Here is a 12,704-nt window from a genome sequence, read left to right as displayed (position 1 = left end):
TCCGGAGCTATACAAAATGACGCGTGACACCGAAAAACCGACTGCGATGGAGACCCTGCTTTCCACGCTGGATCTTGAATCGATCGAAGTCGACATCTTTCGCGGGCGCAGCCCGCAGGTTGGCTGGCAGCGTGTTTTCGGCGGTCAGGTCATCGCCCAGGCATTGATGGCCGCACAGCGTACGGTGGAGCGCGACCGAACCGTGCATTCGCTGCACGCCTATTTCATGCGCCCCGGCGATCCTTCGGTGCCGATCGTCTATCAGGTGGAGCGGATTCGCGATGGGTCGAGTTTCAATACACGCCGGGCCGTGGCCATCCAGCATGGAAAGGCGATTTTCGCCCTATCTTGTTCGTTCCAGATCGAGGAACCCGGCTTCGATCATCAGATCGCCATGCCTGAGGTGCCTGTTCCCGAGAAGCTGCTCGATGAACAGCAGATTGCGGCGCAATTCCTCGCCAACGCGCCGGCCCCGATTCGCAAATACTGGGAGCGCGAACGGCCGATCGAAATCCGGCCGATATCGCTCACGCACTATTTCTCGGACAAGAAGCTTGATCCGGTGCAGCATGTCTGGGTTCGGGCAACAGGGCCGGTTCCCGACGATCGGTACTATCAGGCTGCCATTCTTGCCTATCTGTCCGATATGACCCTGCTCGATACCTCGCTCCATCCGCATGGGACGTCGATCTTCAACCAGACGATCCAGGTCGCCAGCCTCGATCATTCCATGTGGTTCCATCGGCCCACAAAACTCGACGATTGGCTTCTTTATACGCAGGACAGCCCCTCGGCCTCGGGCGCGAGGGGCTTGACCCGCGGTAGTCTGTTTACGAGAGACGGTGTCCTGATTGCGTCTGTGGCGCAGGAGGGACTGATTCGCAAAAGGGCAAATGAATAAATTATAGGCATATTTATTCATTTGGATATTTTCTGAGCGATTATTGGGCAATCATTTGCCTGTTTATTGGCGTCAATTTATATAACTTTTATTTTTCAATGAGTTAGTTTCCCGTCTCGAATCTGGCACGCCCTTTGAATGTATATCCCCAGTCGCTGTTCGGGAACGTCAGTGGCAAGGAGAGTCGGCTCCGCGCCGAGGGTAACGAAGGATGGAAAACCAGATGAAAATTGTGATGGCCATTATCAAGCCGTTCAAGCTGGATGAGGTGCGCGAAGCCCTCACGGCGATCGGCATTCAGGGCCTGACCGTGACCGAAGTGAAGGGCTACGGGCGCCAGAAGGGGCATACTGAGATTTACCGCGGCACCGAATACGCGGTCAGCTTCCTGCCGAAGCTCAAGATCGAGATCGCGGTTGCCTCCGAACTCGTCGACAAGGCCGTTGAGGCTATCGCGTCATCCGCCAAGACCGGCCAGATCGGCGATGGCAAGATCTTCGTCTATTCGATCGACCATGCCGTGCGCATCCGTACCGGCGAAACCGACACAGAAGCGCTGTAAGAGCGGCAGAGCAAGGGAGCCTCTTTCAATGTCAATTTCGAAGTTTTCTTCCACATATACGCGGCTTGCTGCTGCGTCGGCTGCGCTGCTCGCGCCGATCGCTGCCTTCGCGCAGGATGCCGCCACGACGGCTGCGCCTGCTGCCGCCGCTGCCGCTCCTGCGATGACGGTCGACAAGGGTGACAATACCTGGATGCTGATTTCCACGGTTCTCGTCCTCTTGATGACGATCCCGGGTCTTGCCCTCTTCTACGGCGGTCTCGTTCGCGCCAAGAACATGCTCTCGGTTCTCATGCAGGTCTTCATGATCACGGCCGTGGTCATGATCATCTGGGTTACCTACGGCTATTCGCTGGCCTTCACCGATGGCGGTTCGCTCAACAGCTTCGTCGGCGGCTTCTCGAAGGCCTTCCTCGCGGGTGTCGATACGACCACCGTGTCCGAGACCTTCACGAAGGGCGTTGCGATTCCAGAGCTGACCTTCGTCTGCTTCCAGATGACTTTCGCCTGCATCACGCCGGCCCTGATCGTTGGCGCCTTTGCCGAGCGCATCAAGTTCTCGGCTGTCATGCTCTTCGTCATCCTCTGGGTCACGTTCGTCTACTTCCCGATGGCACACATGGTCTGGTTCTGGGGCGGTCCGAGCTCCTACACCTCTCCGTCGGGTCTGATCTTCTCCTACGGCGCGCTTGACTTCGCCGGCGGCACGGTCGTCCACATCAATGCCGGTATTGCCGGTCTGATCGGCGCCATCATGCTTGGCAAGCGGACGGGCTATAAGAAGGAAATCATGGCTCCGCACTCCATGACCCTCACCATGGTCGGTGCTTCGCTTCTGTGGGTTGGCTGGTTCGGCTTCAACGCCGGCTCTAACCTCGAAGCCAACGCCTATGCTTCGCTCGCGATGATCAACACGTTCGTCGCAACGGCCGCCGCTGCTGTATCCTGGTGCCTCGTTGAAAACTTCGCACGCGGCAAGGCTTCGATGCTCGGTGCAGCTTCGGGTGCCGTCGCCGGTCTCGTTGCCGTCACCCCGGCAGCTGGGTTCGCCGGGCCGATGGGTTCGATCGTTCTCGGCCTCATCGTTTCGCCGGTCTGCTACTTCTTCGTGGATGTCGTCAAGAACAAGTTCAACTACGACGACTCGCTCGACGTCTTCGGCGTTCATTGCATCGGCGGGATTCTCGGCGCTATCGGCACCGGTATCCTGGTCAACCCCGCGCTCGGTGGTGCGGGCATCGTCGACTATTCCACGGCTGATTTCGCGGCGGGCTATCCGGGTACTGCAACCCAGGTTCTCGCTCAGCTGAAGGCAGTTTTGACGACGATCGTATGGTCGGGCGTCGGCTCCGCGATCCTCTACAAGATCGTCGATGTCGTCATCGGTCTACGCGTCTCCGTCGAAGCCGAGCGCGAAGGTCTCGACCTCGCAACCCACGGCGAAGCAGCCTACCATTCGTAATCAAGGCATTGCGGCGCCTGCGCAAGCAGGCGCCGCTGAACAGCCCGTCGCGGCCTATTCATCCGAACAGGCCGCTCTTGGCCCGGACCTCCACAGGTTCGGGCTTTTTTATTTTCCGGTGCAAGATGTGGGGACGGCATGGTTAACACCGCTTTAACCGTCCTCTGATTAGGTGGGGCGAAGGTACTGAGCGCAGACGCTTGGCGATTCGCACGCTCTCACGCATTGGACGGGTACACACATGGCAAGAAGCACATCGCCAGCAATGGATGGCCGGCCGGACCGTTTTTCCCTTTCGGGTTTCATGTTCCGGCAGGCGCAGACGCTTTTTGGCTTCGCGATCTTCCTGCTGCTTGCATTGGCAGTCGCAGCGCTCGCGACCTGGAACGTCGCGGACCCAAGCTATTCCTATGCGACCGGGAACGAACCGAGCAATATTCTGGGCTACGGCGGCGCCGCTTTCGCCGACATCGCCATGCAGTTCTTCGGTCTTGCCAGTGTCGTCGCGCTGCTGCCCGTCGTCGCTTGGGCTCTCGCATTGATCTCCGGCCGCCGTTTCAGTCGTATTCCGGCGCGAGCTGCGGCATGGGGCCTCGGCTCCGTGCTCTCCTCCGCCGTCATCGGTTGCTTTCCGCCGCCGCTCACTTGGCCGATCCCCAACGGCATCGGCGGCGTCATCGGCGATATGATCCTGCGGTTTCCGGCGCTGTTTGTTGGCGCCTATCCGACCGGCGCATTTGCGACCGCGGTCGGCTGCGTGTTTGCTGTCCCGACGGTGTGGATGATGCTGTTTGCCGCCGGTCTCGTCGGTCGCAGCGAGGATGAAGAGGACGAGGCTGAGGCGGAATACGCAAACACGCGCTCCAAGCTGCGCTCGGTGGGCGACGAGGACGAAGACGACGATGACGGCGGCTGGCTTGCCTTCGGTGCGCTGACGCACGCCTGGTATATGAGCCAGGCGCGCATGCGCCGCCTGCTCGGCATGGGTCCGCGCAAGCGGCGGCAGGAGGATTTCGAGTCGCCCTACGACTTCAATGATGACGAGTTCGGCAAGCTGAACGAGCCGGTTCGCGCCAAGACGCCGGCCGGGCGCGGAGAACGCATGGAGCCATCGATGGACCCACGCGCTGCTTCGCAGCGTCGCGTCGTTTCTGCGCCCTCCATTTCGCTCAATGATGACGACGAGGACGTCGATCTGCCGTTCGACGACATGCCGCCGCGGCCCGCCGATATCTTGCCTGATGACGACGACTGGATGATACGCGCGCCGGCCAAGTCTACTGGCGGGCGCCCGGAGCCGCGCGTCGTGCAGCCTGCGGCGCGGCCGAAGCCTGGTGCCCGCGTCGAACGCGAGCAGCAGGGGTCGTTCATTCGTCCCGAAGGCTTCCAGCTTCCGTCGATGCACCTGCTTGCCGAACCGAAGAATGTTGTGCGGGATTCGACGCTGTCCGCTGATGCGCTGGAACAGAATGCGCGTATGCTCGAAGGCGTGCTCGAGGATTTCGGCGTCAAGGGCGAGATCATCCATGTTCGTCCGGGTCCCGTCGTGACGCTTTACGAACTGGAGCCTGCTCCCGGCATCAAGTCGTCCCGCGTCATTGGCCTTGCCGACGACATTGCCCGTTCGATGAGCGCGATCGCCGCCCGCGTCGCCGTCGTGCCGGGCCGCAACGCCATCGGTATCGAGCTGCCGAATTCGACGCGCGAAACGGTCTATCTGCGCGAACTGATCGCATCGCGGGACTTCGAAGGCTCGAAGGCGAAGCTCGCCATGGCGCTCGGAAAGACCATTGGCGGTGAGGCTGTCATCGCGGATCTGGCAAAGATGCCGCACCTGCTGGTGGCTGGTACGACCGGCTCCGGTAAGTCGGTTGCCATCAACACGATGATCCTGTCTCTGCTCTACCGTATGACGCCCGAGCAGTGCCGTTTGATCATGATCGATCCGAAGATGCTGGAATTGTCCGTCTATGACGGCATTCCGCATCTTCTCTCGCCTGTGGTGACGGATCCCAAGAAGGCCGTTGTTGCGCTCAAGTGGACCGTCCGCGAGATGGAAGAGCGCTACAAGAAAATGTCGAAGATCGGCGTCCGCAACATCGATGGCTTCAACAGCCGCGTCGAACAGGCGCTTGCCAAGGGTGAAGTGATCTCGCGCACCGTGCAGACGGGCTTCGACCGCCATACCGGCGAGGCAATGTACGAGACGGAGGAATTCGACCTGCAGCCGATGCCTTACATCGTCGTCATCATCGACGAGATGGCAGACCTGATGATGGTCGCCGGCAAGGACATCGAAGGCGCGGTGCAGCGCCTGGCGCAGATGGCGCGCGCGGCCGGCATCCATGTCATCATGGCCACGCAGCGTCCGTCCGTCGACGTCATCACCGGCACCATCAAGGCGAACTTCCCGACGCGCATCTCCTTCCAGGTAACATCGAAGATCGACAGCCGCACCATTCTCGGTGAACAAGGTGCGGAGCAACTGCTCGGCATGGGTGATATGCTCTATATGGCCGGTGGCGGACGCATCCAACGTGTCCATGGCCCGTTTGTTGCCGATATGGAAGTGGAAGAGATCGTCTCCTATCTGAAGACGCAAGGTGCACCGCAGTACCTCGACGCCATCACGGCTGATGACGACGAAGATGGCGACTACGGCGGCGGTCCGGCCGGAACGTCCAATCTCTCCGATTCCGACGATCCCTACGATCAGGCCGTCGCGATTGTTCTGCGTGACGGAAAGGCGTCAACGTCGTATATTCAGCGCAGACTTGGCATTGGGTACAACCGCGCCGCATCACTGATCGAGCGGATGGAGCAGGAAGGCATCATCGGTCCCGCCAATCATGCTGGAAAACGCGAGATTCTGGTTCCGACCGAAGGCGATATTCTCGACCGCTGAAGCCGGCAGCAATTGAATGACGCCGGCTTCACGGAAACCTGATTGCCTCGAAACCGTTAGTTTATGCAGGTCTGCGAACTACGCCATGAAGGCGCCGCGTTTCCGCAGCATTCAAATTGCATAAAGGAGACATAGATGAACAACTCCGATTCCATCGTGGACCGCATCTCGCTGACCCGGCGCCATCTTTTGGGTACGCTGGCGGTCGCTGCGGCATCTGCAATTCCAATTGCTGCCTGTGCCCAGGCGGCATCCGCTGCTTCCAACAACGCTACAGCACAGGCGATCGCGGACCACTTCTCGAGTGTCGGCACGATGCAGGGCGAATTCGTTCAATTCGGCCCGCGCGGCGAGCAGACGGGTGGGAAGTTCTACATCCAGCGCCCCGGCAAGCTGCGCTTCAACTATGACAACCCGTCACCGATCCGTGTCATCGCGGACGGGAAGAACGTCGCTGTCGGAAACATGAAGCTCAAGACCTGGGATCTCTATCCGCTCTCCAAGACGCCGCTCAGCCTGTTGTTGGCGCAGCGTATCGATTTGTCGGCCGGTTCGGTGAAGAGCGTCAAGCAGGAGTCCGACCTGACGACGATCGCCCTCGGCAACAACACGGTTTTCGGTAACTCGACGATTACGATGATGTTCGATCCGAAGACCTATGATCTTCGCCAGTGGACGATCACCGACAACCAGGGCAAGGATACGTCGGTAATGGTCTTCAACGTCAAGACCGGCGTCCAGTTCGACGACAAGGTGTTCAGGGTGCCGTACGAAGTGATCCCGGGAACGGCCGCTTACCGCGACTAATCTTGCTGTTTACAGACGAAACACCCTGCCATTCCGCGGGGCGTTTTTCTTTGCGCATCCGTTCCATCGACGCAGCCTATGCTCTAAAGCCAGTTCATCTGGTTTTGAAAGGCAATCGAATGGGCTTCTCGGTCACTACTTGGAATATCAATTCTCTGCGGCTGCGCATGCCGATCGTCGAGCAATTCGTCCTCAAGCACAAGCCTGACATCCTCTGCCTCCAGGAAACCAAGGTTCCGAACGACCTGTTTCCTGCCTCGCCGCTGCGCGCGATGGGCTACGAACACATCATCATCCATGGCCAGAAGGGCTATCATGGCGTTGCCATCGCCTCGCGCTTTCCACTGGTCGAGGACCACCGCCAGGACTACTGCAGCGTCGGCGACGCGCGACACATCTCGGCCGTCTTCGAGCGCGGTGGCCGGCGCATTCGCCTGCATAATTTCTACGTACCAGCCGGCGGCGACGAACCGGATCGGACGATCAATCCGAAGTTCGGGCACAAGCTTGATTTCGTCGAGGAAATGAAACAACTCAAGGCAAATGGCGAGGCGAACACCTCGGCAATCCTTGTCGGCGACCTTAACATCGCCCCCCTCGAGCACGACGTCTGGTCACACAAGCAGCTGCTCAAGATTGTCAGCCACACGCCTGTGGAGACCGAAGGTCTTCTCGAGGTGATGCAACGTGGCGCCTGGCTCGACTTGATGCGGCAGCACATCCCAGAAAACGAAAAGCTCTATACATGGTGGAGCTATCGCGCCAAGGACTGGGAAGCGGCCGATCGTGGCCGCCGCCTTGACCATATCTGGAGCTCAAAGGACCTTGGACCGCACCTGCAGCGCATCGATATCCTGAAGGAAGCACGCGGCTGGGAACGGCCGTCCGACCATGTGCCGGTCACGGCGCATTTCGATCTCTGATCTGTCAGGTGAAGCGGTGCAGTTGGGCCGCGGCTTTGGCCGCGAGCTCGGCGATGTTGTCGCGGATGCGGCTCTCGATCAGCCGGGCAGCATCCGGATATTCCTCGATCAGCCGATGGAAGAGCGAGCGGGTGATACGGATGATGCTGGTGTCTTCCGTCGCAACAGCGGTAAACTTGCGCTCGACCAGGGTGATCAGCGCAAGTTCGGATAGAAGCGTGCCGGGCCCGACCGTGCTCTGGATTTCGGGCTGACCATCGCGGCCGATCCGGCTGAGCTCCACGCCCCCACTGAGGATGACATAGGCGCTTTCCGCCGGCGAGCCTTCGCGAAAGAGCATCTGGCCGGCTGAAATGACGCGTCGATCCGCACCAAAGGCGATCAGCCGCAGCTGATCCTCGGACATGCCGTGGAACAGCGGCAGCTGCGACAACAGTCGAATGTCATCGTTTAGTGCCATCTTACGGTATGATCTTGTAGCCGCCGTTTTCCGTCACCAGAATTTCGGCATTGGAGGGATCGCGTTCGATCTTCTGGCGCAGACGATAGACATGGGTTTCCAGCGTATGCGTCGTCACGCCGGAATTGTAACCCCATACCTCTTCCAGCAGCACGTCGCGGGTGACGACCCTCTGCTCAGCGCGGTAGAGATAGCGAATGATCGCCGCTTCCTTTTCGGTCAGGCGGATCTTTTGGCCGCTGTCCATGGTAAGGAGCTTCTGGCTCGGCTTGAAGACGTAGGGGCCGACATTGAAGGTGGCGTCCTCGCTCTGCTCGTGCTGGCGCAGCTGAACGCGGATGCGCGCAAGCAGAACTGCAAAGCGGAAGGGCTTGGTCACGTAGTCGTTGGCACCTGCTTCCAGGCCAAGGATCGTATCGGAATCCGTGTCATGGCCGGTCAGCATGATGATCGGGGCTTTTAGTCCGCCCTTGCGCAACAGCTTCACAGCCTCGCGGCCGTCCATATCGGGCAGGCCCACATCCATGATCAGCAGATCGATCGGCGTGGATCGCGCGCGCTCGACACCCTTGGCCGCCGTCATTTCCTGAAGGACCGTGAACTCGTCGTAGAGAGAAAGCTGCTCCGTGAGCGTCTCCCGGAGGTCGTCATCATCATCCACCAAGAGAATCGTGCGTGCGGTCATGCGGCTCTATCCCTCGCCTTCGGTCCCGTTAGTCCTACGCCAATTTTCCACCATTGGCAAAGATCGGGCGACCAAGCTGTTGTCGTATACGATGCTATGTGATTTCAATCGTGATCCTAGCAATGGCCAACACATGTGAGAAAAATGGAGAAAACAAGGCGCTCGAGGCGGATAAAGTCGATGACCCTTCTCGTTCGTCCTGCACCGGGCAAAAAAAGTCGGGCTCTGGTCCAGCTCGGCACGATTACGGTGCCCGCCGCAATCGGTCGTTCAGGCCGAACGGTTCTCAAGCGCGAGGGAGATGGTGCCACCCCCATAGCCTCGATGAAGCTGATTTCCGGCTTCCGCCGCGGTGAGCGGCCCGTGCGCCTTGAGACGCCGCTCGCGATTCGTCGCATCAGCGAGGAAATGCTCTGGTGTGACCAGCCCGAGAATGCGAATTACAATAGGCTCGTCAAAGCGCCGTTTCGACCGAGCCACGAGGAAATGATGCGCAAGGACGGGCTGTACGATGTCTGTCTCGTCATGGACTGGAACATCATTTCGCGCGCGCGAAATCGCGGCTCGGCAATCTTCTTCCATTTGATCAAACCGGGCTACGAGCCGACCGCGGGATGCGTGGCCGTTCATCCGCGCGATATGCGGCGTCTTCTTCCCTTCATGCGCAAGGGCACGACCGTACGCGTTCTTTGATGTGCGGGGGTGATAAACCAGCCGAGCTGACCTATATGCCTTTTCGACCGGCGCAAGGGCTGAAATGCGCGCAGGGAAGTCCGCAAAGGCTGCGGGTTCAACTACGCCCCGTCCAATTCTTCAAACTTCCGGAGATATATTGTGGCACAACAACCCATCATCACTTTCCATGACGGACATTCCATTCCCCAGGTCGGTCTCGGCGTGTGGCAGACACCCCAGGAGATTGCAGCACCGACGGTCCGCACGGCCATTGCCGCCGGCTATCGTCACATCGATACGGCTTCCGGCTACGACAACGAGGAAGGCGTCGGCGAGGGCATCCGCTCGTCCGGCCTAGATCGCAAGGACATTTTCGTTACCACCAAGCTCCGCAACACAGACCAGGGCTACGACGCGACCATGCGCGCGTTCGAGGGCAGCCTGAAGAAGCTCGGTACGGATTATGTCGATCTCTACCTCATCCACTGGCCATCGCCGCACCGCGGGCTGTATCGCGAAACCTGGAAGGCCTTCGTGAAGATCAGGGAAGAAGGCCGCGCCCGTTCCATCGGTGTTTCGAACTTCTATCCCGATCATCTGGAGCAGATCATCGGCGACACAGGCGTCGTTCCTGTTATCAACCAGATCGAGCTGCATCCGGATTTCCAGCAGAAGGCGGCGCAGGAAGCACACAAGAAGCTGAACATCGTCACCGAATCCTGGAGCCCGCTCGGTCAGGGCAAGTTGGTTGCCGATGCAACGATTGGCGAGATCGCCAAGAAGCACGGAAAGACGCCTGCGCAGGTCATCATCCGCTGGCATATCGATGGCGGCCTTGTCGTCATTCCGAAGTCGGTGACGCCATCGCGGATCGAGGAGAATTTCAAGGTATTCGATTTCAAGCTCGATGCGGCCGACATGGCGGCGATTGCCACGCTCGACGACAAGAGCGCCCGCATGGGGCCTGATCCCTACACCGCTAACTTTTGATCTAAACTTTGCTCTCCCTTCTCTCCATGTCAGAGGAGGGAGACGCAGCTTTCGCTTAGGCGAGCGAGCGCGGCGTGACGAACCGTTCCAGCGTGCCGCTTTTTGGCTTCAGCTGTTTCCAGCGATCGACATCGAAGTCGATCACCGCAAGGGCGGCCGTCGGGAATTTCTGCCTGATGCCAGAACATGCCTCCGGATCGCCAGCGCCGATCAGGCCATCAGCAAGATCCTGAAAGCCAGGATTGTGCCCTATCAGCATAAGCGTCCGAACCGATGGATCGATCGACTTTATGACCGCAGCGATTTTGGCCGCGGAGGCTTCGTACAAGTCTACGGTATCCTGTTTTTCAATTGAGGATGGAAGCTTTTTGGCGATGAGCTCCCAAGTCTGTTGGGTGCGGCGAGCTGATGACACCAGTACAAGATCAGGAGTAAGCCTTTCACGGGCAAGATAGCGCCCCATCAGCGGGGCTGCCTTCTCTCCGCGACCCGCAAGCGGACGGTCGTGGTCGGCAACGTCTGCCGGCCATGCGGATTTGGCGTGACGAAGAAGGAGGAGGCGCCGTTTGGCGGTCGACTTTGCGGCGTTCATGTTGCCCATCCGAAACGTGCTCAGGGTTCGAACGCCGCTATTGTCTCACCGAATGCGTCCGGTGTCTGCTGAGATAGCCTCCCCTCGTTTCCGAAGGGAGGCTTCCTGTCTTAGTTCCACTCGCGAATATCGACGAAATGGCCGGCGATCGCGGCAGCGGCAGCCATCGCTGGAGAGACCAGGTGCGTGCGGCCCTTGAAGCCCTGGCGGCCTTCGAAGTTGCGGTTCGAGGTCGAGGCGCAACGTTCGCCGGGCTTCAGACGGTCGTCGTTCATGGCAAGGCACATGGAGCAGCCAGGCTCGCGCCAGTCGAAGCCAGCGGCCTTGAAGATCTTGTCGAGGCCTTCCTGCTCTGCCTGCTCCTTCACCAGGCCGGAGCCCGGAACGATCATGGCATTGACGGTCGAGGCAACGGTCTTGCCTTCGACGACCTTGGCTACGGCGCGCAGGTCCTCGATACGGCCGTTGGTGCAGGAACCGATGAAGACGCGGTCGATGTTGATCTCGGTGATCGGGGTGCCGGGCTTCAGGCCCATGTAGTCAAGCGCCCGCCACTTGGAGGCGCGCTTCGTCTCTTCCGGGATTTCGTCCGGGTTCGGAACGACGCCCTGAACGGAGATGACGTCCTCCGGAGAGGAGCCCCAGGACACGATCGGGGGCAGTTCGGCGGCGTTGAGCTTTACAACGCGGTCGAAATGCGCGCCCTCATCCGACTTCAGGGTCTTCCAGTAAGCGATTGCCTGTTCCAGCGCCTCGCCTTTCGGCGCACGCGGCTTGCCCTTGATGTATTCGAAGGTGGTATCATCAGGCGCGATCAGGCCGGCGCGGGCGCCGCCTTCGATCGACATGTTGCAGATCGTCATCCGGCCTTCCATCGACAGCGCGCGAATGGCTTCGCCGGCATACTCGATAACGTAGCCGGTGCCGCCGGCGGTGCCGATTTCGCCGATGATGGCGAGCACGATATCCTTGGCGGTGACGCCAGCCGGCAGCACGCCGTCGACCTGCACCAGCATGTTCTTTGCCTTCTTCTGGATCAGCGTCTGGGTCGCGAGCACGTGCTCGACCTCAGACGTGCCGATGCCATGGGCGAGTGAGCCGAAGGCACCGTGCGTCGAGGTGTGGCTGTCGCCGCAGACGATCGTCATGCCAGGCAGCGTGAAGCCCTGCTCCGGTCCGATGATGTGGACGATGCCCTGACGCTTGTCGTTCTCCGAGTAGTACTCGACATTGAACTCGGCAGCGTTGATGGCGAGCTGCTCGACCTGGATACGGCTCTCCTCGTTCTTGATGCCGAGATGACGATCGGGCGAGGTCGGGACGTTGTGGTCGACGACAGCCAACGTCTTCTCAGGCGCGCGGACTTTGCGGCCGGTCATGCGCAGGCCTTCGAAAGCCTGCGGCGAAGTGACTTCATGGACCAGGTGGCGGTCGATGTAGAGAAGACAGGTGCCGTCGTCCTGCTGATCGACCAGGTGGTCGTCCCAGATCTTGTCGTAAAGGGTACGCGGTGCGCTCATGGCGGTAGGTCCGTTCTTGGATGCGTATGGAGAAATGGAGCTGGTGGCGGTGAGGTCCGCCGGGCCGTCGTTCGATCAACGAAGTCGGCTGTTGAGTGCACCGGAAACGGCCGCAAAGAAGCGTGCCGGCAGGCGGTAATGATCCTGCAGCACGAAAATATGCGCCCCAATGCAACTGAACTTGGATTCCATGCGCTGTCACATACCAATTTTTCGCGACGG

Annotated in this window: 12 protein-coding genes; 8 read left to right on the top strand and 4 right to left on the bottom strand. The window is 59.8% G+C overall.

Going from position 1 to position 12,704, the window contains the following annotated elements; translation table 11 throughout:
• Window positions 1–16: 16 nt before the first annotated feature.
• The 6 genes from tesB to FHX09_RS10610 all read left to right on the top strand — a co-directional run bounded on the left by tesB (window position 17) and on the right by FHX09_RS10610 (window position 7,560).
• Window positions 17–901, top strand: a complete 885-nt coding sequence (tesB, locus tag FHX09_RS10635) for an acyl-CoA thioesterase II (RefSeq protein ID WP_007794423.1) — start codon at window positions 17–19, stop codon at window positions 899–901.
• Between the two features lie 211 nt (window positions 902–1,112).
• On the top strand, window positions 1,113–1,463 hold the full coding sequence (locus tag FHX09_RS10630; protein WP_007794422.1) for a P-II family nitrogen regulator: 351 nt from the start codon (window positions 1,113–1,115) through the stop codon (window positions 1,461–1,463).
• A gap of 28 nt (window positions 1,464–1,491) precedes the next feature.
• Complete coding sequence (locus tag FHX09_RS10625) at window positions 1,492–2,925, top strand: ammonium transporter (RefSeq protein ID WP_007794419.1); 1,434 nt, start codon at window positions 1,492–1,494, stop codon at window positions 2,923–2,925.
• Window positions 2,926–3,166: 241 nt separating this feature from the next.
• Window positions 3,167–5,830: a DNA translocase FtsK gene (locus FHX09_RS10620; RefSeq protein ID WP_183719694.1), complete on the top strand. Its 2,664-nt coding sequence runs from the start codon at window positions 3,167–3,169 to the stop codon at window positions 5,828–5,830.
• A 135-nt stretch (window positions 5,831–5,965) separates the two neighbouring features.
• Window positions 5,966–6,637 carry an outer membrane lipoprotein carrier protein LolA gene (locus tag FHX09_RS10615; protein ID WP_132588615.1) on the top strand — a complete coding sequence of 224 codons (672 nt, stop codon included), beginning with the start codon at window positions 5,966–5,968 and terminating at the stop codon, window positions 6,635–6,637.
• Between the two features lie 119 nt (window positions 6,638–6,756).
• Entirely contained in the window at window positions 6,757–7,560 is an 804-nt protein-coding gene (locus FHX09_RS10610; RefSeq protein ID WP_132588708.1) for an exodeoxyribonuclease III, read from the top strand.
• A gap of 4 nt (window positions 7,561–7,564) precedes the next feature.
• On the opposite strand, the gene FHX09_RS10605 is transcribed toward FHX09_RS10610, so the two are convergent.
• Together FHX09_RS10605 and FHX09_RS10600 are read right to left on the bottom strand one after the other, a co-directional pair.
• Window positions 7,565–8,020: a cyclic nucleotide-binding domain-containing protein gene (locus FHX09_RS10605; protein WP_132588614.1), complete on the bottom strand. Its 456-nt coding sequence runs from the start codon at window positions 8,018–8,020 to the stop codon at window positions 7,565–7,567.
• Window position 8,021: 1 nt separating this feature from the next.
• Window positions 8,022–8,705 carry a response regulator transcription factor gene (locus tag FHX09_RS10600; protein WP_007794400.1) on the bottom strand — a complete coding sequence of 228 codons (684 nt, stop codon included), beginning with the start codon at window positions 8,703–8,705 and terminating at the stop codon, window positions 8,022–8,024.
• Between the two features lie 171 nt (window positions 8,706–8,876).
• Here FHX09_RS10600 and FHX09_RS10595 point away from each other — a divergent pair, with 171 nt between their 5' ends.
• The gene (locus FHX09_RS10595) at window positions 8,877–9,398 is read left to right on the top strand and encodes a L,D-transpeptidase (RefSeq protein ID WP_184449972.1); all 522 of its coding nucleotides are present in this window, start codon (window positions 8,877–8,879) and stop codon (window positions 9,396–9,398) included.
• A gap of 141 nt (window positions 9,399–9,539) precedes the next feature.
• Window positions 9,540–10,370 (top strand): aldo/keto reductase, encoded by an 831-nt coding sequence (locus FHX09_RS10590; RefSeq protein WP_007794394.1) that lies wholly within the window; start codon window positions 9,540–9,542, stop codon window positions 10,368–10,370.
• Window positions 10,371–10,425: 55 nt separating this feature from the next.
• Here FHX09_RS10590 and FHX09_RS10585 read toward each other — a convergent pair whose 3' ends face one another.
• Window positions 10,426–10,962: a histidine phosphatase family protein gene (locus FHX09_RS10585; RefSeq protein ID WP_184449904.1), complete on the bottom strand. Its 537-nt coding sequence runs from the start codon at window positions 10,960–10,962 to the stop codon at window positions 10,426–10,428.
• A gap of 110 nt (window positions 10,963–11,072) precedes the next feature.
• Window positions 11,073–12,482: a 3-isopropylmalate dehydratase large subunit gene (gene leuC, locus FHX09_RS10580; RefSeq protein WP_132588612.1), complete on the bottom strand. Its 1,410-nt coding sequence runs from the start codon at window positions 12,480–12,482 to the stop codon at window positions 11,073–11,075.
• Between the last annotated feature and the right edge of the window lie 222 nt (window positions 12,483–12,704).

Source organism: Rhizobium sp. BK538 (assembly GCF_014197575.1).
GTDB lineage: Bacteria > Pseudomonadota > Alphaproteobacteria > Rhizobiales > Rhizobiaceae > Rhizobium.
The sequence above is the reverse complement of the archived record's forward strand: the minus strand, read 5'-3'. Positions and strand labels throughout refer to the sequence as shown.

Coding starts and splice junctions, on each gene's coding strand:
- tesB (WP_007794423.1), top strand. CDS start 17: ATGACGCGTGACACCGAAAAACCGACTGCGATGGAGACCCTGCTTTCC.
- FHX09_RS10630 (WP_007794422.1), top strand. CDS start 1,113: ATGGAAAACCAGATGAAAATTGTGATGGCCATTATCAAGCCGTTCAAG.
- FHX09_RS10625 (WP_007794419.1), top strand. CDS start 1,492: ATGTCAATTTCGAAGTTTTCTTCCACATATACGCGGCTTGCTGCTGCG.
- FHX09_RS10620 (WP_183719694.1), top strand. CDS start 3,167: ATGGCAAGAAGCACATCGCCAGCAATGGATGGCCGGCCGGACCGTTTT.
- FHX09_RS10615 (WP_132588615.1), top strand. CDS start 5,966: ATGAACAACTCCGATTCCATCGTGGACCGCATCTCGCTGACCCGGCGC.
- FHX09_RS10610 (WP_132588708.1), top strand. CDS start 6,757: ATGGGCTTCTCGGTCACTACTTGGAATATCAATTCTCTGCGGCTGCGC.
- FHX09_RS10605 (WP_132588614.1), bottom strand. CDS start 8,020: ATGGCACTAAACGATGACATTCGACTGTTGTCGCAGCTGCCGCTGTTC.
- FHX09_RS10600 (WP_007794400.1), bottom strand. CDS start 8,705: ATGACCGCACGCACGATTCTCTTGGTGGATGATGATGACGACCTCCGG.
- FHX09_RS10585 (WP_184449904.1), bottom strand. CDS start 10,962: ATGAACGCCGCAAAGTCGACCGCCAAACGGCGCCTCCTCCTTCTTCGT.
- leuC (WP_132588612.1), bottom strand. CDS start 12,482: ATGAGCGCACCGCGTACCCTTTACGACAAGATCTGGGACGACCACCTG.